This window comes from Hydrogenobacter sp. T-8 (assembly GCF_011006175.1).
GTDB classification, from domain to species: domain Bacteria; phylum Aquificota; class Aquificia; order Aquificales; family Aquificaceae; genus Pampinifervens; species Pampinifervens florentissimum.
In genome coordinates, this window is the sequence record NZ_CP048795.1 from 942208 (window position 1) to 961165 (window position 18958).

Here is an 18958-nt window from a genome sequence, read left to right on the forward strand (position 1 = left end):
AACAAAGGGGTGGGAGGGGGTTAAAGCTTTTCAAGGGACTTAAAGAGCCTTTCAAGGTCATCATCCGTGTACCTTAGTGTTGTGGTAAGTCTTAGCCTTGCCATGCCTCTGGGAACTGTGGGATATCTTATAGCTTGAATAAGTATTCCTTGCTTAAGAAGTCTATCCCTCAAGTCTAATGCTTTGGCTTCCTCGTAAACCATTATGGGCAAAATAGGGGTATGGTGAAAGAGAACCTCAAGCCCAAATGTGGAGAGCCTGTTATATATCAACTGGCTTCTCTCTCTTAGCTTTTTTACCCTCCAGCTTTCTCGCTGGATTATCTCTATAGCCTTTTTTGCACCAGCACATACCGCAGGAGGAAGAGATGTAGAAAATATCAAGCTCCTAGCTCTGTTTACCAGATAATCACATAAAACCTTAGAACCGCATACAAAGGCACCATACGAGCCTATCGCCTTTGATAGAGTGCCCATAACCACTATATACTCTTCCCAACTCTCTCCAAACTCTTCAAGACCACCTCTTCCAGAAACTCCAAGCACACCCGTTGCATGGGCTTCATCAAGATAAAGCATGCAGTCAAATTCCTCCGCATACCCTTTTAGGGTCCTAATATCCGCAATGTCACCATCCATGCTAAAAACCGTATCCGTAACTATAAGACATCTTCTGTGGTCGTTTCTAAAGGTTTTGAGTAGCTCTTCTAAGTGTTGATAATCTCTGTGTCTGTAGACAAGCACCTTAGATTTAGATAACCTACAAGCATCTATAATACTTGCATGGTTTAGCTGGTCGCTCAGGACTAAATCATCCTCCCCCACAAGGGCGGGTATAGTGCCAAGGTTAGCAAGATAGCCAGAGCCGAAAAGAACACAGCAAGGTGTTAACTTAAACTCAGATAGTTTGTCTTCAAGCTCTTTATGATGCTTTGTATATCCAGACACAAGTGCGGAAGCCCCAGACCCAAGACCGTAATTTCTAAGAACCTTTACACTTTCCTCAATTACCTCGGGGTGGTCTTTCAGTGCAAGGTAGTCGTTGGAGCAAAAGTCTAAAAGACCCTCTCTTAGGCTCCTTTGTCTGTATAGACTTTCAAACCTGAGCCTTTCAAGCTCTTCTTCTATCCATTGCATTCAGTTTATGAGCTTGTTAAGGTCTTCCTCCGTTGGAAGCCCTGAGTGCAGCTTCCCGTTCATACCTATAAAAGTAGGTGTCCCTCCTATGCCCAGCTTGTTCATAAGCTCTAGATTTGCTTCAACAGCCTTCTTACCTTCTTCACATTGATTCTTTGAAGTGTAGCCTTCTGCGTATTCCTTAAAGCCTTTCTTGTCGCATATTACAGCCACCGCCTTACCAAAGGCTTCTGGATGTATTGGAAGGGGGAAGAAGATAAGTCTTATCTGGACATTGTTTTTCTTTGCCCACTCTTCTACTATTGGGTTGCTCCTCTTACAGAAGGGGCAATCTGGGTCTGTTATAAAGTATATATACTTGCTTCCTTCTCCGTACCTAACATTTACATGCTTTTCTATTTCTTTAAGTTGGTCTGCGGAGACCTTCATAAACTCCTGCTGTCTGTCTCTGGTTATGTTCTTTTTGTCTTTTACGCTTATTAGATTACCAGCAAGCAAGTATTCACCTTTGCTATCCATGTAGAAGACCAGAGGTTGTGCTCCAACCTTGATAACCACTTCACAAAGACCGCCTATGCTTTGAACTTGGGATACAGCTTCAACGCTAAAATCTTGAGGTATGAAGTCTTTCACAGAGGTTTTGACCTGTTCCTTTGTAGGGCACTTAGCAGAGCTCTGCCCACAGGCATTAAGAGAAAGCAACGCAACTACAAAGGCTGAGAGGAAACCTATTTTTTTCAACATGACACCTCCTTTGGAGTTCATTATAAAGTAAAAGTGTAGTTTCTGCAAGCATGAATTATATTCTTTGCAAGCAAGGAGGGGTCTATCGTCCCATCAAGCTCAAGGTGGGCTTTGCTATAAATTTTAGACCTGCTTTCAAAAAGTTTAAGTAGCTCTTCCTTGCTCTTTCTCAAAAGTGGTCTTGATGGGTCTTTTCCACATCTTTCCAGAAAGGTTCCGAAGTCCACCCTTAGCCAAACAACAAACCCTGAGCTTTTCATTAGCTTCATAGCTTGAGGGTTTGAACCCAAACCACCTCCTGTGCTTATTACGAGCCCTTCTCCTTTGACTAACTCTGTAAGAACCTCCAACTCACGCTTTCTAAAATAATCTTCTCCCTTAATTTTAAATATCTCAGGTATGCTCATCTTTTCTATCCTTTCAACTTCCTTGTCTATGTCCACAAATTGCCAGCCTAACATATCAGCAAGAAGTCTACCTACCGTGCTTTTTCCACTGCACATAAATCCCACAAGAAACACCCTCTTACAGCTCATGTCTGACAAAGAGTATGTTAAGCACGGTAAAAACCATGCCAAGTATAACTGCATAGGAGAGTGTTTTAGGTTTTATCCTTTTTAGGAGATTGAGGTGAACTACCACGGCGTAGTATGTCCACAGGTATAGCACAAATATTAGCTTTGGGTCGTTTACCCAGTGTTTTCCGAAGAAGCTCCTGCTCCAGAAACTTCCAAAGATAAGGGTAAGTGTAAAGAATAGAAAGCTCAGGTTCATGGAAAGCCTTTCCGCCCCTCTGAGAAGACTAAGGGGCATAAAAAAGCCAGTTATATTCTTGTGTTTTAGCCTTGTCTCAAGAAAGAGTTTGAACATAGATGAGAGCCCACCCAGAAAGGCAAAGGCGTAAGAGACGAGGGCGGAGGTAATATGAAGGGAATACAAGGGGCTTCTGTAGGGTGAGGGTTCTGCGGGCATAGCCAGTAAGGTCGAAAGTATCCCAAATATGGCAAAAAAGGCGGAAAACTTCCAAAGATATTCGTATCTGAAGGACACAAGGATTAGTATGCATAATATAACATTTCCCAAGAGGGAATAAAAGCCATAAGTGTCCGCAAAGGGGAAACTACCCACTTTAACAGATAGAATTGTCGCATAAAGCATATAAAAGAGAAGAGCTACAAAAAGGAAAAGACGGGTAAGTTTTTCAGCCTTATTTAGAAAATAAGAAACCAGAGAAGACGCAAAAGCCAGAAAGTAGAATACTATGCTAAGAGTAAGCAAGGACATGTAAGATAGTTTATCATGGTGGGCATTGACATAGTGAGCAATAAGAGGATAAAAGAGGCGGTGGAGAGGTTCGGAGAGAGGTTTCTAAGACGCGTTTATACGGAAGAGGAGCTAAGATACTGTATGGGTCAGCAAGCCTTTTATGAGTGCCTCTCCGCAAGGTGGGCTTGCAAGGAGGCAGTGCTGAAGGCCTTCTACCAAACATACGGGATTGTTCTAAAGTTCTCAGAGATAGAGGTTCTTGGTGACAGGGGGAGACCGGCAAGGGTAAGAATACTTAGAAGAGGCTTTGAGGATGTGAAAGTCCTTGTTTCCCTATCCCATGAGAGAGAATTTTCTGTGGCGGTCGCTTATCTTCCAAAGGAATAGAAGGGCCACATGTGGTTGAGGGGTCCATGCCCTTTACCGAGAGGCAATGAATCTTCTATAGCCTTCTGAATGTATTCCTTTGCCATTATGAGTGCTTCTTTTAGACTATGCCCCTTTGCCAGATGGGCGGTTATGGCGGAGGAGAAGGTGCACCCAGTGCCATGAGTATTCTTTGTCTTTATAAACCTACCCCTTAGGTATTCAAAACTCTGCCCGTCGTAAAGCACATCCACCGACTCCTCGCCTTCCATATGCCCTCCCTTTACCACCACCGCAGAGGGACCATAAGAGAGTATCTTCCTGCAGGCTCTTTCCATATCCTCAAGGCTTTTTATCTCAAAACCGCACAGCTCCTCCGCCTCTGGGATGTTTGGGGTAACCACAAGGGCAAGGGGAAGGATTTCTCTTATAAGCGTCTCTCTTGCAGATTGCTTCAATAGTGGGTCTCCAGACTTTGCCCTCATTACAGGGTCAACCACGAGCTTTTCAATTTTTGTGTCCTTTATAGCCCTTGCGACCGCCTTTATTATCTCTTCATTGGAAAGCATGCCAGTTTTGCAGGCATCTACGCCTATGTCTTCTACCACAACCTTTATCTGTTCGTAAACCGCCTCTGGTGGAAGGTCTACAACTTGGTAAACTCCTAAGGTGTTTTGGACGGTTATGGAAGTTATGGCACTCATACCATACACGCCAAGCACGGTAAAGGTCTTTAGGTCCGCTTGGATTCCAGCACCGCCACTGCTATCAGACCCCGCTATAGTTAGAGCCCTTGGCACCATTAGAAGAACACTCCAAGAACAAAATGTATCCTACTCCTTGATGTATCGCCTGGCACTTTTTTCGTTTTAACCGCCCAGTCTAACTTTATGGGTGCAAAGGGTGTTATAAACCTTATGCCTACGCCGAACCCCCCTTTCAGGTTCTGTGCCTTTAGCTCGCTCCAGTCGTTAAAGCCGAGGCCCGTATCGTAAAAAACCGCACCGTACAGTATGTTCTTATAAAGAGGGTAATTTGCCTCTGCGGATAGTATAAGCTGTCTCTTGGCTCCAATGGGGTCTTTTGTGTTGGGGTCAAGGGGACCTGCATAGCCGTATTTATAACCTCTCACAGTAAAGTCACCTCCGACGAAGAACCTTTCATCAAGGGGGACCTTTGCACCCCCATAAGGTTCCACAATTCCAAAAACACCCTTAAAGGAAAGTATAAGACCAGTGTCCAGCCATGGGTCTTTGAAGAACTGCTGATGGGAGAGGGTTATCTTGTTAAACTTCTCGTTTCCTCCAAGCACTGGGACAGCTACCGAATAATTTAGTTCTGTAAGAGCACCAGTCGATGGAAACAGATAGTTGTCCCTTGTATCCCGTGTGAGACCCAAGAGGAGCTTTCTAGATTGCCTGGTTCCAGCTTCCTCTTTTATGAGGGATGAAGCATCAGGGGATATGTTCGTATACCTCACTCTTTGCAAACTCAACCCTGCGCTTGCCCTCCAAAACTCTGCAAACTCCCTTGAGAAGATAAAGTCTACACCAGTTCTTTCCACCGTGTAGGTGGTGTATTCTACCCTCCTGTCATAAACAGAACCAGTAAGGTCAATGGGTTGATTCAGAAACCATTTTCTCGTGTAGGAAAGGGAGTTATCCCTGTATTTACTCCCGTATGATAGGGATATACCGGCTATATCACCCGTTCCAAGGAAGTTGCCCTTACGCAGGGATATAAAGCCCGAGACACCTGTGACCTGATTGTAGCCCAGACCTATGGAAAACTGCCCTGTAAACCTTTCCCTTACCCTTGCGGTAAAGTCCCAGTTTTTATCCTCCGCGGGGAATGGGTCTATGGAGACATCCTGATAGTATCCGAGATTAAAGACTCTTGTCCTTGACCTGTCTATTTCCCTTTGGTTCGCCAGCTCGCCTTCCTGAAATCTCAGCTCTCTCCTTATCACATAATCTCTGGACTCATAGTTGCCCTGCACCTCTATCCTACTTACATACACAGGCTCTCCTTCCCGCAGGTTCATATTTACGCTCACTCTTTTGCTTTCCCTGTCCACCACTTCTTTCTCTTCAATGAACACTCCAAGATAGCCTATTTCTGAATATCGCCTTCTTATATTTTCCTTTACCCTGTCTATAACTTCCCTTCTGTAGTAGCCTCCCCTGTTTTTCCTAAGCAGGTCTCCCACCAGTTCAGAGTAGGCATACAGAGTGTTGCCTTCTATCTTTAGCTCAGAGAGCTTGTATCTTGGTCCTTCCTGTATTTTTATGTTTATCTCGTATCTATTCCCTTCCTTCCTTATTGAATAATCTATCTCTGCCTCAAGGAAGCCCTCGGAACGGTAGAAATCTCTTACTTTTCTTAAATCTTCTCTAAGAACATCCTCACTGTAGGGTGGCTTTAACCTAAAGGCAAGGAGGCTCACCGGCTTTGTCTCCATAAGCCCCAACAGTCTGCCCCTACTAAAGGTTCTGTTACCTGTGAAGTTTATGCTCTTTACATACTCTGGCTCTCCTTCCACTATTCTGTACACCACCTTTGATGCTCCCTTCTTTGGAACAAGTTCATAGTTTACCTGAACATTTGAATACCCCTCTTTTACATAAGCTTCCACTATTTTCCTCTTTATAAACTCCAACTCTTCACGAGTAAGCACCCTTCCAAGCCTGAGCCTTCTTTGAATTTCCAATCTCTCCTCTACCGCAGGCGCTGAGGTAAATCCCTTTATAAGCTCCTCTGGTTCTATTTTGCCCACTTCTGTTTCTATTCCTATTTTCCTTTCAAGCTCGTCAGACTTTATCTTTCTGTTGCCTACAAACTCAATCTTGTATATAACAGGGAGGTCCTTTACCCTGTATATGAGCACTACATCCTCACCCACCCTTTCCTCGTAGACCTCCACCTGATCAAAAAAACCTGTCCTATACATGCGTCTTATGCTTTCTCTGACCATATCTGGACTGTATAGACTTCCCTGTTTTATGTTTATAAGCCCTACTATTACATCCTCTGGCACATACTGTGCCCCTTCAACCCTCACCTCCTTTACCACCTGCCCGAGAGAAAAACCTACTAAGAGGAATACAGGTAATAAAGCTCTAAACAATAACCACATCTTTTTTACCCTCCTCAATAAAACCACAAACAAAGGAAGAAGGAACCACACCAAGAGCAGTAGGCATATCCTCTTTTCCAACCACCACCATAAATCCTACACCCATGTTGAAGGTTTTGAACATTTCCTCCTCCTGTATTTTCCCTAAGTCCCTTATCCAGTCAAAAAGGATTTTTTTTGGAATTTTCTTCTTTTCCACAACTGCCCTCAGCCCTTCCGGAAGTATTCTAACAAGGTTTCCTGGTATACCACCACCTGTTATATGAGCCATTCCCTTTATCCTTATACCAGAAGATTTCAAGGCACGCACCTCCTGCAGGTATATTCTTGTGGGCTCTAAAAGCACTTCCCAGACCCTTCTGCCCTCAAAGCTGTCCTCGTAGCTTATGCCTCTGTCCTGAAGCACCTTTCTTATAAGGCTGTATCCGTTGCTGTGAAACCCGCTTGAAGGCAAGCCTATTATAACATCTCCAGCTTTTATATTTTCTCCAGTGATAAGGTCTTCTTCTTCACACACACCAAGACAAAAACCTGCAAGGTCATAAACGCCTTCTGGATAGAAGTCTGGCATCTCTGCGGTCTCTCCACCCACGAGGGCAACCTCTGCGAGCCTGCACCCCTCCACTATGCCATCCATAAGGGCTTTCATAACCTCAAGGTCTATCCTGCCAGTGGCTATGTAGTCCAGAAAGGCGATGGGGGTTGCACCAGTAGTAAGAAGGTCATTTACGTTCATGGCAACGAGGTCTATGCCCACCGTGTTATGAACACCCACTGCTTGTGCTATCTTAAGCTTTGTCCCCACACCATCCGTTGTAAGCATTAGCACTGGGCTTTTATAACCTGTGAGTTTTAGCCCGCTGGCAAAAGAGCCAAAAAGAAGAGCCTGTTTTGGCAAGGCTTTAACCCTTTCCCTTATGTATTCCACAAAGGCGTCCGCCCTCTCTATACTCACTCCAGCCTTTTCGTAAGTCCACTCACCCATGGAAGTAAAACTCCTCTATGACCGTGTATATGGGTCCCACTGCAGTCAAGGAGCTCTTGACCAATGCTATTTTGTCCACAAGGTCCTCACCGAAGAAGGTATTTTCGTGCTGACGCAGAAGGTCTTTGAGAGCCCTCTTATCAAACTCCTTTATCCTGCATATGGTTACATGTGGGTGGAAGGGTTTGCCCTCTTCCCTTATTCCTATCTGCCTGTTTGCTCTCACTATGCTCTTGGCAAGGTCTATTAGCTGTCTATGACCATCGGACACACCTATCCAGAGGACTCTGGCTCTATCAAGGTTTGGGAAAACACCCAGTCCCCTATACTTTATCCTTACTGCCTTGGCATTCTGAGCTATTTCCTGAAGGTTTTTCAAAAGGTCTGTAAGCCTTTCCTGAGGCACCTCACCTATGAACTGAAAGGTCATGTGAAAGTTCTGTGGTTCAACCCACTTGCCCTTTATAAACCTTTCGCTTTGGGACTGTAATTTTTCCACCGCTTCCTGTATCCTCTTGGTGGTAAAAAAACCCACAAAGACCCTTATCATCACCAGCACCTAAAGGGTCCAGTATCCAAATGCACAAAGCCAGACCTTGGGTAATATCCCACGCCTCCAGCCCGCAGACTCACTGCTAAGTCTCTAAGACCGCTTAAGCTCATTCCATCAATCCTTATATCTATAGCCTTTCCATGCGTGTGATAGCTGTCTTTGGCTACGCCTTTTTTAGTTCTACGAAGGTATGCATTGGTGGCAGGAGACCTATAGCCCGATATTACCTCTATCCTCTCCCTTTCAGAGAGCCTGGTTATAAGAAAAAGAAGGTCAATCAGCTTGAGGTCTATGTCTGCAACCTCTCCGCTTCTGTAGTCCCTCAGAAGCCAGTTTATCTCCTTGATAGAGCTGTTTATATACTCTCCGTCCACCCAGTAGACAACCTTTAGGCTCTCTCCCGTGTTTACAGAGTAAAGGTTAAGAAACCTTGCACCTTCTGTAATGCCCACCATTGAAGGAAGGGAAGCGTAAGAAATTGAACCTGTCAATAGCATGCATCCCATGTATCCCATTGACTTTAAAAGCTCTCTCCTTGTCATCTTCTACCTCCAGAATTGGAAAGTGCACGGGACAAAATTGTATCATACTCGTATAGGTCTTCCCTAAAGTGTATCTTACCGTCCCTTTCAAAAGTGGTAAAGTAGAGGATGTATACAGGCACGGGGTTTGTAAGGCGTATGGTTTGGGTCTGCTGGCTCTTTATGAGATTGTCCAGTCTTTTTGCGTTCCAACCCTCTCCAAGAAGGGCTAAAGCTAAGTCTCTTGCCCTCTCCACCCTTATACAGCCAGAGCTAAAAGCCCTATGGCTTCTGTTGAAAAGATGTTTGTCTGGAGTGTCATGAAGATAAACCGCAAAGGGATTGGGAAAGTTGAACTTTATATAGCCCAGTGAGTTTTTCCCTCCTGGCTCCTGCACCAGTCTGAAGGGAAAGTATCTCTCGTTGTATTGACCCCAGTCTATCCGCAGGGGGTCTATTTCCTCTTCTCCCTGAAAGACCCTAAAGCCCTTTCTTATGAGATACTGCGGGTCTTTTTTGACCTTTGGAAGGAGGTCCTTGACAGATATGCTTACAGGCACATACCACTTGGGGTTTATGGTGATGCTCTCTATCCTGCTGTAGAGCATGGGTGTGGGTCTGAAGTCCTCCTTGTAGCTTCTGCCCACTATTACCCTTGATTGGAGCCTAACCGAGTTGTTTTCTATGAGAAAAAGCTCAAAGGAGGGTATGTTGACCACCACTGCCCTCTTGAAGTCTTCTGGAAGCCAGCGATGTTTTTCAAGGTTTAGGTATACCTGCGAAAGCCTTTCCTTAGGGCTCACATTTAGTTTTGCTATGGTCTTTGTGTCTATAACTCCCGTATCTGGTAGTCCATGTCTTCTTTGGAAGCTCCTGACCGCCTTAAGAAGCGTATCGTCAAAGGTCTCAGAAAAGGTATACTCCTCAAGGTCTCCAAGTAGGAAGAGCCTAAACCTTATCTCCTCAAGGCAGGCATCCCTATCACCATATGACAAGGGCTTTGAAAGCCTTATGGGCTTCCATTCAAAAGAGGACAGGTCCCTGTAGAGCCTTGCCTGCTCCACGAGAAACCAGTATTCTCGGTTTTTGGGCGCAAGCTCAGAGAAAAGGTCTTTTAGTCTTCCCTCTTTTATAAGAGTTGCCAACGTCTGGAGGACTCTATCCTGCTTTTGAGGGATACTCCAGCCCTTGTAAAGCTCTGAGGGTCTCACCCTCCCATAGTAAAGGTGGTAGGCAAGCCTTATGAGGCTGTCTGTAGTAGCCAGCTCTGGGTCTATACCATCCACAGGCTTGTAGCGATCTGGGTTAAGTCCATGGTGAACCGCTTCCCTTAAGATTTGTTGGAAATCTGAAATTTCTTTTGTGGGCAGACCATCACAATACCATATGCATCTAAAACCAAGGAGTTTATACAGCTGGTAGACCTTCTGAGGGTTTGAGAGCCTATCCCAACTTTCCCCTATCTTTTTCTCGTATGCGGTAGCAGTTCCTAAGAGGAGTAGAATCAAAAGGGGAAAGGCGACCGCCATAGGCGGTCAATATTATATCACATGGGCTTGCCCTCTATCACATCTCCACCTTCGCCCTTTTGGGTGGTCTGTCCTTGATAGAGGTGGCTTCCCACCTTGCTGGCAACCTCAAGGACCTTTTCGGTGGTTCTTCTTACCTCCTGCAGGTCTTGAGAGCTGGCAAAGACCCTCTTTGCTTCTTCTATAGCCTTTTCTGCCTCAGAAACCACATCCGCAGGTAGCTTGTCCCTGCTTTCTCTTAGCACCTTCTCAAGGTTGTAAACATGCTGGTCAAGTTGGTTTTTAGCTTCCACCAGCTCCTTCTTTTTCCTGTCTTCCTCTTCATGAAGCTGGGCTTCCTTTACCATCCGCTCTATCTCTTCTTGGGTTAGACCAGAGGATGCCTGAACCCTTATGGACTGCTCCTTGCCTGTGCCGAGGTCTTTTGCGGTCACGTGCAGTATACCGTCCACATCTATGTCAAAGCATACCTCAATCTTTGGAACGCCCCTGGGTGCAGGTGGAATGCCCGTAAGGTAAAATTTCCCAAGAGACTTGTTGTCCCTTGCCATAGGACGCTCACCCTGAAGCACATGGATCTCCACCTCTGTCTGGTAGTCGCTGGCAGTGGTGAAGGTTTCACACTTCCTGTAGGGTATGGGTGTGTTTCTGGGTATAAGAACTGTCATAACACCGCCGTAGGTCTCCACACCAAGGGAGAGAGGCGTCACGTCCACAAGGAGTATCTCCTTCACCTCACCAGACAGCACGCCCGCCTGTATGGCAGCGCCCACCGCCACCACCTCGTCAGGGTTCACACCCTTGTGGGGCTCTTTCCCAAAGAAGTCCTTTATCCTCTGCTGAACCAAGGGAATCCTCGTGGAACCTCCTACAAGCACCACCTCGTCAATATCCTGAGGTCTTAGTTTAGCATCCTCAAGGGCCCTCTTGACTATTTCCATGGTGCGGTCCACCAGGTCTTTTATCATCTCCTCAAGCCTTGCCCTTGTGAGCTTTTTCTGAAGGTGAAGGGGCTGGTTTGTAGAAGGGTCTATTGTAATAAAGGGTAGGTTTATCTCTGTCTCCAGCTTAAAGGAAAGCTCCTTCTTTGCCTGCTCGCTGGCTTCCTTTAGCCTTTGCAGGGCGGTTCTATCCTTCTTTAGGTCAACGCCCGTCTCCTTCTTGAACTCCTCTATGAGCCATTCCATTATCCGCTCGTCTATGTTGGCACCGCCCAGATGGGTATCCCCAGCGGTGGCCTTTACTTCAATGACGCCTTCTCCACCCTCAAGGATAGACACATCAAAGGTGCCACCGCCAAAGTCATAAACCAGAATCTTCACATCGCTCTTCTTGTCAAGACCGTATGCAAGGGCCGCTGCAGTTGGCTCGTTGAGGATTCTTAGCACATCAAGCCCTGCAATCTTGCCCGCATCCTTTGTTGCTTGCCTTTGTCTCTCGTTAAAGTAGGCAGGAACCGTTATAACCGCCTTCGTTATCTTCTCTCCAAGATAGGCTTCCGCGGCTTCTTTGAGCTTTTTTAGCACCTGAGCTCCTACTTCCTCTGGACGCACCTTCCTACCTATGTTGGGTATCTCAAAGCTGGCATCTCCCTTGTCGTCTGCCACCACCTTATAGGAGACTCTCTTAGCTTCCTCAATCACCTCTTCATACTTTCTACCTATGAACCTCTTGGACTCGTAGACCGTGTTTTCAGGGTCAAGGATGGCGCGTCTTTTTGCAGGTTCTCCTACAAGCACCTCCTTTTCCTTTGTCCAAGAGACCACAGAGGGTGTCAGCCTTGAACCCTCCTGGTTGGCAATAACCACAGGCTCATCACCGATAATAACAGCCACCACCGAGTTGGTCGTTCCAAGGTCTATACCTATTATCTTCTCCGCCATAGGATACCTCCTTTGCTTAGCTTTATGTCATCTAATATAAAACTTTAGTAGAGTTTTGTCAAGTTTTTTATGTAAGGTTTTTAGAGGTTGCAGTAGATGAGGGATGGCATTAAAATAAACGCAGGATAGTGGAGTAGTTTCAAGGCGTGCTACGGGACATGGCAAGAGAGGTCTACGCACGCTTGGCTCAAGGGAAGTTTATCTTAAATACCTAAGTATACTCATATCCCTCTGGTCTGCAATTATGCGCATAAGGGCTTCGTAAGCCAACCTATAGCGGGTGTAGTCCATTATGCTTTGAGAAAGGTCCGCATCCTCAAGGTCGGATTTCTGTTTATTTAGGTTATCACTAAGATTTTCCTGCAAAGGCTGGAGATTTTTGACTTGAGATAACACGCTACCCACTTGAGACCTTCTGAAAGAAACCCTGTCAAAGGCTCTCTGCAAGAGCATGAGGTCCGCATCATCAGGATACAGGGCGGAGGAGAGCTTTTCTCCTACCCTTTTTACCGCCTGAAGCACATTCGGAGAGTAAAAGTCCACAGTCCCCACATCAAAGTCTCCACCACTTGTATCGGAGACAGAAATATCCTTGCTTATGTCCACTGGCATAAGCATAAGGGAATATGTGCCATCAGGGTTTTGGCTCACCTTTGCCTGAAGAAGGCTTGAATGGTTGGTGTTTATAACCTCTACAAGGTCATTGAGGGTTTGGGTTGTGGTGTAGTTTACATTTATGAGAGTATTTCCCACGCTTATGTTCAAAGCACCTGAAGTGTTGAAGTTGGTGGCGGGGCTTGAGAAGCTAGCCCTTGATATGGCTACATTAAGACCAAAGGTCTCCGCACCATTTAGAAGGGCGTCCACTTTGAGATTGTCCGAGAGCCATACCTTAAAGTCCTCTGTGGAAGCTTTATAGTCAAGGGTGTTCTCGTCAAAGGGTTTTTGGGTGAGGCTTGCACCTCCAAAAATATAGTTGCCTCCCAGCTGGTCATTTACCCTATCAAGAAGAGACCTAAGGCTTGCGGAAAAAAGCTCTCCTATTGACATAAGTTGGTCAGATTGAAGCACTTGGTTCTTTGCCTGTATGGTTTTGGCATAGAGAAGGTTCAGGGTGTCTGTTATCTTTCCAAGGTTAAAGTCCACATAGCTAAGGGTTGTGTCCGCAAAGAGCCTGTTTTTTGAATATTGGGAAAGCTGGGATATATCCTTTTTGAGCTCAAGCACCTTGTATGTAGCAGATGGGTCGTCGGATATACTTTGATACTTCCTACCAGTGGAAATCTCCAGAGACTTTTCTGCAAGCTGTTTCCTTATCCTGGCATCCTGCTCCTGAAATAGGGAAAAGAGCAAATTATCGGGCACTTTCATGGCTTTTCACCTCACACCATATTTAGTGTTGCCTGAAGCATCTCGTCCATAGCATTTATGGTTCTTGCAAGGGCTTCATAGCTCCTCTGAAGTTTCATTAGTTCAATAAACTCGTTATCCACAGAAACTCCCTGCATCTCCTGAAGCCTTGCGTTCAAGGAATTCAAAAGGGCATTTTCTATGTCATACCTTGTCCTTAGGTCCCTCTGCCTTGAAGCCACACTGTCCACAAGCCCATTGTATATAACCTTTACATCTTCCCACCAGCCCCTTGAAAAATCCATAAACTCATCCACCTTTTCGTAGTCAAGGTTCTGTATATAATTGTTTATGTTTGGGTTTAGAGCCATGTCCCCTATACCAGTTCCAGTAAAAAGAGGCTCAGAACGGTAGATAAGGTTGTTGCTGTCTTCTATGGTGTATGAAGGGTTGTTGGCGGTTATCCGCATTGTGTAAGTGCCATCTGGGTTCTGGATAAGGCTTGCGGAAAAGCTACCGCCAAGGTTTGCGTTTATGGCGTTTACGACATCGTTTAGGCTATCTGTAGATGAATAGTTAAGAACCACAGGACCACCGGGAAAGTTAAAGGTAATGCTTCCAGAAAAGCCCAAGGGTGCGTTTGGGTCGCTTACATTTTTGAACCAAAACCAGTTTGTGGTGGCTTGTGCATTCAGTGGCACCTTTACTTGGCTTATGAGCCTTTTGGCAGTTCCCTCAAGCTGGTTTATGTAGTCCTGAAGGTCTTGCTGGAATTCCAAAAGCCCCCTAAGCCTTCCACCGCTTATAAGATTACTTATGTCCACCTCTGAGCCATCCTTTGACTTCCACAAGACCCTTCTGTTGCCCGCATCATACTTTAGCTCCCAGCTGTATCGGTCTTCTACAAGCACAAAGCCCTGACTGGTTTCTACCCTTACCCTTCCAATATCATCTTCTTGCACCTGAATATTTATAAGCTCCGAAAGCTCCCTCAGGTAGCTATCCCTTTCGTCCAGCAGGTTTTTGTAATCCTTACCCCGTGCATAGGTCTGGGCATAGCCCGTGAGTATTTCTTGGTTTATACTGGCTATCTTCTTTGTTAGGGTGTTTATCTTGTTTATGTATTGCCTCATGTCATAGTGGGTGCCTGCAAGGCTTTTGTCCATATCCCTTCTTCTGTCCCTTAGGTAGGCAATAAGGCTCTGGGCGGAGTTCAATAGTTCGCTCCTTGCTCCTTCGTTGGTAGGCTCTTTCATTAGGTTTTGGTAGGCGGTAAAGAAGCGGTTTATGTATTCACTGCCACCGAGCCCCTGCGTAAACTCCTGAAAGAGGTTCTCCACCTGAGCGTTGCCCTTTATGGTGGTGTCAAGGGAGGACACCACGGAGAGTTTTTGGTTTCTCAAGGACATGTAGTAGAAGTTTTGACTTCGGAGGATATCCTCCAACTTTATGCCCACCGGTGCAAAGCTCTTTATCACCGGGTCCTCTTGGGCGTAGTCTGGGTTGTTAGCGTTCAGTGTGTTCCTGTTCCTTATATCCGCAGACTTTCTAAAAAGTTCAAGCCCCTGAGCCACTATACCAAAGGTAGCACCAAACATTTACACCTCCCTCTTTATTATCGTAAGGCACGGGCTAAAATTTAGCAATATCTTTTATACCCATTGGTGCTATGGCAGATTTTGAGGTGGTTGAGAGGGTTTGGCTTTCTGCGGTTTTTTCTGAAGAAGTCGCCAGGAGTTTACCAAAAGACAGCCCAGAGCTTGAGAGAATGCTATCTTGGCATTGGGCTTTCAAAAGAGACCTTTACACGGTTCGCAAGACTAAAAGCACCACGGACTTGGAGGATGCCCTTGAGGTGGCTCTCAGGAGACGCAAAAATAATAAAGGAAATAACAGAAAATGCAGATAAAGCCAATAGTAGTTGGAGAATACCCTTAATATGCTAACAAAAGAAAACAAGATAAACTCTTCACACTCCTCAAAGAATACAGGAAAAAAGTAAGTCAAATAGCAAAATACTAGTGGCTTGTTTCACTTCTAAAAGAAGGGAAGTTTGATAGATATGTTAGTGTAAAACATATCCAAAGCAAACTATCCGAGAGATATAAACAAACATGCCTATGGCAAGTGATATCTGTGCTTGAAGGCTGAATTATAGCACGCATAGGTTTTAGGCTTACAGATATAATAGAAAATTATTATGACAGTTCTCTTGGGAAAACCCAAACCCTTTGTAAAATGGGTGGGTGGGAAGAGGCAGATAGTGGACTTGCTTGTGGCTTATATGCCATCAAAATATAAAACTTGCATAGAGCCTCTGGTAATAACCAACTACTGAACCATGTCTGAGAACAAAATAGAAAAGGCGGTAAAGCTCATAAAAGACTTGTCGCAGGAAGACTATAAGCGTCTCAAGAGGAGCTTTGGCATCGGTTTATATCTTTTTAACCTTTTAAAGGACAGCCTTGAGCCCTCATACCTTGAAATGTTAAAGGATTTTGACAAACTTCCCTTTGAGAAGCAAAAGGCTATTCTAAGGAGCATTGAGGATAGGCTAAAGCATCCTTTACCTACCCTTGAGGTAGACTTCTCTAAGGTGGAAAAAAAACCAGTAGAAGCCTTCTTTAAGCCTGTGGATAAACTAAAAACACTTGATGAGAGGGAAAAGAAGACCCTCAAAGCCTTTGGAATAAAAGACCTTTATTCCGCCCTTTGGTTTGCTCCTTTGAGGTATGAGGATAGAAGGCTCATATACACCGTAAAGACCGCAAAGCCCGGGCAGAAGGTAGCCCTAAAGGTCAAGGTGGTTGCCACAGGTTATAACCCACAGGAAAAATATCCCGCTTGGGTTTTGTGTGAGGATAGCACGGGAAGTTTATACTTGAGGTTTCGCTACAAGGATGAAAGAGCTCTTTATAGATTTGGAAAGGGTCAGGAGCTTATAGTGTATGGAAAAATAAAGGAGTTTGCGGGCGAAAAGTATATGGTTCATCCTGAGTTTCTAAAAGAGACGGAGGTTGGAAGGGTTTTGCCCTTTTACTACATAAGGGTGGACGGAGAGCTAAGGAGTATATCTGCGAAGAAAAGGCACGAGAGGATAAGAAACCTTCTCTACAAACTTTCCGAAACCGCAAAGTATATGCCCGAATATCTCCCTCAGTGGATTATAAAGGAGAGGAACTTCCCACCCATTGGAGAGAGCCTATACCTTCTGCACAGACCAGTGGGTTTTTCCGAAGAAGACCTAAACAGCTTTTCTACGCCCTTTCAAAGAAGACTAATATATGAAGATTTATTCCTGTTTCAGCTCTCTCTTCATCTTATAAAGTCTCAGGTAAAGAGTCAGCCTGCCATAGCCCTAAAAGAACCAGAAAAGCATATTAAGGAATTTTTAGCTTCCTTACCCTTTAAGCTCACTCAGGCTCAAATGAAGGCTATAAGGGAAATACTGGCGGACATAAAAGAAAACAGACCTATGAATAGGCTTTTGCAGGGTGATGTGGGAAGTGGGAAAACGGTTGTGGCTATGGCTATCGCTTACGCCTTTGCAAAGGAAGGCTATCAAAGTGCCATAATGGTCCCTACCGAGATATTGGCACTTCAGCATTACGAAAACTTTAGGAAGTTTCTTGAGCCTCTTGGGGTTCATGTGGGTCTTTTGACTGGGTCTGTAAAGGGCTCTAAGAGAAAAAGCGTCCTTTTCCATACAGAAAGGGGAAACATAAAGGTGCTTGTAGGCACGCATGCCCTTATTCAGGAAGGCGTGGAGTTTCAGAGGCTTGCCTTTGTGGTGGTGGACGAACAGCATCGTTTTGGTGTCATGCAGAGGAAACTTCTTTTGGAGAAGGGTAAAGGTTATTATCCTCATAGCCTTGTAATGAGTGCCACGCCCATACCAAGAACCCTAGCTCTTTCCCTGTATGGAGACCTTGACCTTTCAATAATAGACCAGATGCCTATTGGCAGAAAACCTGTTATTACAAAGCTCCTCTTTGATTCGGAGTTTGACAAGGTTTTGCAGGCAGTAAGGGGAGAGCTTTCAATGGGAAACAAGGTCTATGTTATCTACCCTCTCATTGAGGAGTCGGAGACCTTAGCCTTAAAGTCTGCCGTTAAGGAGCATGAAAGGTGGAAAAGCCTTTTTCCAGACAAGGAGGTGCTATTGCTTCATGGAAAGCTAAGGGATGAAGAAAAGAGAGAGGTTATGGAAAAGTTCAAAAGCACTGGAGATATACTTGTGGCTACCACTGTGGTGGAGGTGGGCGTGGATGTGCCATCCGCAACCCTTATGGTTATAGAGTCCGCACACCGCTTTGGTCTCTCTCAGCTTCATCAACTTAGAGGAAGGGTAGGAAGGTCAGACAAGCAAGCCTATTGCTACCTTGTGGTGCCAGATGAACTAAAGAAGGACCAAGAGGCTATGAAGAGGTTAAAGGTTGTGGTAAGGTCTAATAACGGCTTTGAGATTGCAGAGGAAGACCTAAAGCTGAGAGGTCCTGGGGAGCTGTTGGGTGTTTCTCAGTCAGGATACTTTGGCTTTATGGTGGCAAACCTTGCGAGGGCTCAAGACAGGGTTATGCTTGAGCTTGCGAAGGAAGACGCAAATAAGACCCTTAAGGAAGACCCAAACCTTGAAAAATACGTGGACTTAAAGAAGGTTCTCATCCATAGATACGGCGATAAGATGGGCCTTGCTTATATGGCGTGAAAGGCTGGGGTGCAGGAGAAAAACCTTAGCCCAAAGTAAAACCTCCACAAACGAAAACGGTAAGTGTAGACCTGCACACTATAATTGCCACCATCTTGTAGAGTTTCTCTTATAGACCTTTGGTCAAAGACCTTATATATTGTGCCATTCCTTAGGAGAAATATCAAAACTCTCTTTTCATAAAAGTCCGCACTTAGCACTGCAGGGGTTTTAAACTGGTCGCCCGGAAAGAAAAAACCTGTTCGCGAATACGCATATATTTGTGGATTCCTGCTTCCTGTGAAGGGCATGAGGGCTGTGTTCTCGTAAGGGTCGCACTGACCTGCATAGTATAGGTTTTTCCTATCTCTCAGTATAAAGCTGTAACTGGGTATGTCTAACTTCCATAGGGAAATGATTATTGGCATATCCGATGCCAGGGGTTTACATTGGCTTAGACTAATGAGAGAATAGGGGTCTGAGGGCTTTTCAAAAAGAAGGGTTTTAGGTATGTATTCAAAGAGAAAATATAAAAGCCATTTACTAAGCCCAATATCTCTGTATCCTTTTACCTTTTCCTCCTCCATATGGCAGGCTATTGCATTTTTTCTTTCTAACTCTTCTTGAAGTTTTTGGGGGTTTCCCAAGGGGCTGTTGTAGACACTTTTAGGGTTTATAACGCATGCACATTGCTTTTGAAAAGGCATGGGCACTGGAGAAGGAATGGAATAGTTTACATGGTCAACATAAACATAGGGCAGGCAATAATAGAGAAAAAAACCAACCAAGTATAAACTCATTA

At 45.1% G+C, this 18958-nt stretch carries 18 protein-coding genes; 4 read left to right on the forward strand and 14 right to left on the reverse strand.

What is annotated here, in order from left to right; translation table 11 throughout:
* Positions 1 to 20: 20 nt before the first annotated feature.
* The 4 genes from bioF to ccsA are packed head-to-tail and all read right to left on the reverse strand — an operon-like array spanning position 21 to position 3164.
* Positions 21 to 1136, reverse strand: coding sequence for an 8-amino-7-oxononanoate synthase (bioF, locus tag G3M65_RS05500; RefSeq protein WP_173833588.1), 1116 nt, complete (start codon positions 1134 to 1136; stop codon positions 21 to 23).
* Positions 1137 to 1880 carry a DsbC family protein gene (locus tag G3M65_RS05505; protein WP_173833589.1) on the reverse strand — a complete coding sequence of 248 codons (744 nt, stop codon included), beginning with the start codon at positions 1878 to 1880 and terminating at the stop codon, positions 1137 to 1139.
* A gap of 20 nt (positions 1881 to 1900) precedes the next feature.
* Positions 1901 to 2416 carry a shikimate kinase gene (locus G3M65_RS05510; RefSeq protein ID WP_173833590.1) on the reverse strand — a complete coding sequence of 172 codons (516 nt, stop codon included), beginning with the start codon at positions 2414 to 2416 and terminating at the stop codon, positions 1901 to 1903.
* Positions 2406 to 3164 carry a cytochrome c biogenesis protein CcsA gene (gene ccsA / locus G3M65_RS05515; RefSeq protein WP_254426233.1) on the reverse strand — a complete coding sequence of 253 codons (759 nt, stop codon included), beginning with the start codon at positions 3162 to 3164 and terminating at the stop codon, positions 2406 to 2408. The genes G3M65_RS05510 and ccsA overlap by 11 nt, the downstream gene beginning before the upstream one ends.
* A gap of 15 nt (positions 3165 to 3179) precedes the next feature.
* Between ccsA and acpS the strand changes: the two genes are divergently transcribed.
* On the forward strand, positions 3180 to 3533 hold the full coding sequence (gene acpS / locus G3M65_RS05520; RefSeq protein ID WP_173833591.1) for a holo-ACP synthase: 354 nt from the start codon (positions 3180 to 3182) through the stop codon (positions 3531 to 3533).
* Here the strand turns inward: acpS and thiD are convergent.
* From thiD to flgK, 9 genes are all read right to left on the reverse strand, one after another.
* Positions 3515 to 4315: a bifunctional hydroxymethylpyrimidine kinase/phosphomethylpyrimidine kinase gene (thiD, locus tag G3M65_RS05525; RefSeq protein WP_173833592.1), complete on the reverse strand. Its 801-nt coding sequence runs from the start codon at positions 4313 to 4315 to the stop codon at positions 3515 to 3517. The genes acpS and thiD overlap by 19 nt on opposite strands.
* On the reverse strand, positions 4315 to 6648 hold the full coding sequence (gene bamA / locus G3M65_RS05530; RefSeq protein ID WP_173833593.1) for an outer membrane protein assembly factor BamA: 2334 nt from the start codon (positions 6646 to 6648) through the stop codon (positions 4315 to 4317). The genes thiD and bamA overlap by 1 nt, the downstream gene beginning before the upstream one ends.
* The gene (gene purM, locus G3M65_RS05535) at positions 6632 to 7633 is read right to left on the reverse strand and encodes a phosphoribosylformylglycinamidine cyclo-ligase (protein WP_173833594.1); all 1002 of its coding nucleotides are present in this window, start codon (positions 7631 to 7633) and stop codon (positions 6632 to 6634) included. The genes bamA and purM overlap by 17 nt, the downstream gene beginning before the upstream one ends.
* On the reverse strand, positions 7626 to 8183 hold the full coding sequence (gene thpR / locus G3M65_RS05540) for an RNA 2',3'-cyclic phosphodiesterase (RefSeq protein ID WP_173833595.1): 558 nt from the start codon (positions 8181 to 8183) through the stop codon (positions 7626 to 7628). The genes purM and thpR overlap by 8 nt, the downstream gene beginning before the upstream one ends.
* Positions 8183 to 8728, reverse strand: a complete 546-nt coding sequence (gene mepK, locus G3M65_RS05545; RefSeq protein WP_173833596.1) for a peptidoglycan L,D-endopeptidase MepK — start codon at positions 8726 to 8728, stop codon at positions 8183 to 8185. The genes thpR and mepK overlap by 1 nt, the downstream gene beginning before the upstream one ends.
* Entirely contained in the window at positions 8725 to 10236 is a 1512-nt protein-coding gene (locus G3M65_RS05550) for a L,D-transpeptidase family protein (protein ID WP_173833597.1), read from the reverse strand. The genes mepK and G3M65_RS05550 overlap by 4 nt, the downstream gene beginning before the upstream one ends.
* Before the next feature lie 17 nt (positions 10237 to 10253).
* Positions 10254 to 12119 carry a molecular chaperone DnaK gene (gene dnaK / locus G3M65_RS05555; protein WP_173833598.1) on the reverse strand — a complete coding sequence of 622 codons (1866 nt, stop codon included), beginning with the start codon at positions 12117 to 12119 and terminating at the stop codon, positions 10254 to 10256.
* Between the two features lie 198 nt (positions 12120 to 12317).
* A complete protein-coding gene (flgL, locus tag G3M65_RS05560) occupies positions 12318 to 13490 on the reverse strand; it encodes a flagellar hook-associated protein FlgL (protein ID WP_173833599.1) in 1173 nt (390 codons plus the stop codon).
* Positions 13491 to 13501: 11 nt separating this feature from the next.
* Positions 13502 to 15067 carry a flagellar hook-associated protein FlgK gene (flgK, locus tag G3M65_RS05565; RefSeq protein ID WP_173833600.1) on the reverse strand — a complete coding sequence of 522 codons (1566 nt, stop codon included), beginning with the start codon at positions 15065 to 15067 and terminating at the stop codon, positions 13502 to 13504.
* A 71-nt stretch (positions 15068 to 15138) separates the two neighbouring features.
* On the opposite strand from flgK, the gene G3M65_RS05570 reads away from it, so the two are divergent.
* The 3 genes from G3M65_RS05570 (at position 15139) to recG (ending at position 18177) form a co-directional block, all read left to right on the forward strand.
* A complete protein-coding gene (locus tag G3M65_RS05570; protein WP_173833601.1) occupies positions 15139 to 15378 on the forward strand; it encodes a hypothetical protein in 240 nt (79 codons plus the stop codon).
* 291 nt (positions 15379 to 15669) lie between these two features.
* Entirely contained in the window at positions 15670 to 15807 is a 138-nt protein-coding gene (locus G3M65_RS05575; RefSeq protein ID WP_173833602.1) for a hypothetical protein, read from the forward strand.
* A gap of 3 nt (positions 15808 to 15810) precedes the next feature.
* Positions 15811 to 18177: an ATP-dependent DNA helicase RecG gene (recG, locus tag G3M65_RS05580; RefSeq protein ID WP_173833603.1), complete on the forward strand. Its 2367-nt coding sequence runs from the start codon at positions 15811 to 15813 to the stop codon at positions 18175 to 18177.
* Here the strand turns inward: recG and G3M65_RS05585 are convergent.
* Positions 18165 to 18956, reverse strand: a complete 792-nt coding sequence (locus G3M65_RS05585) for a hypothetical protein (RefSeq protein ID WP_173833604.1) — start codon at positions 18954 to 18956, stop codon at positions 18165 to 18167. The two genes, recG and G3M65_RS05585, sit on opposite strands and share 13 nt — an antisense overlap.
* Between the last annotated feature and the right edge of the window lie 2 nt (positions 18957 to 18958).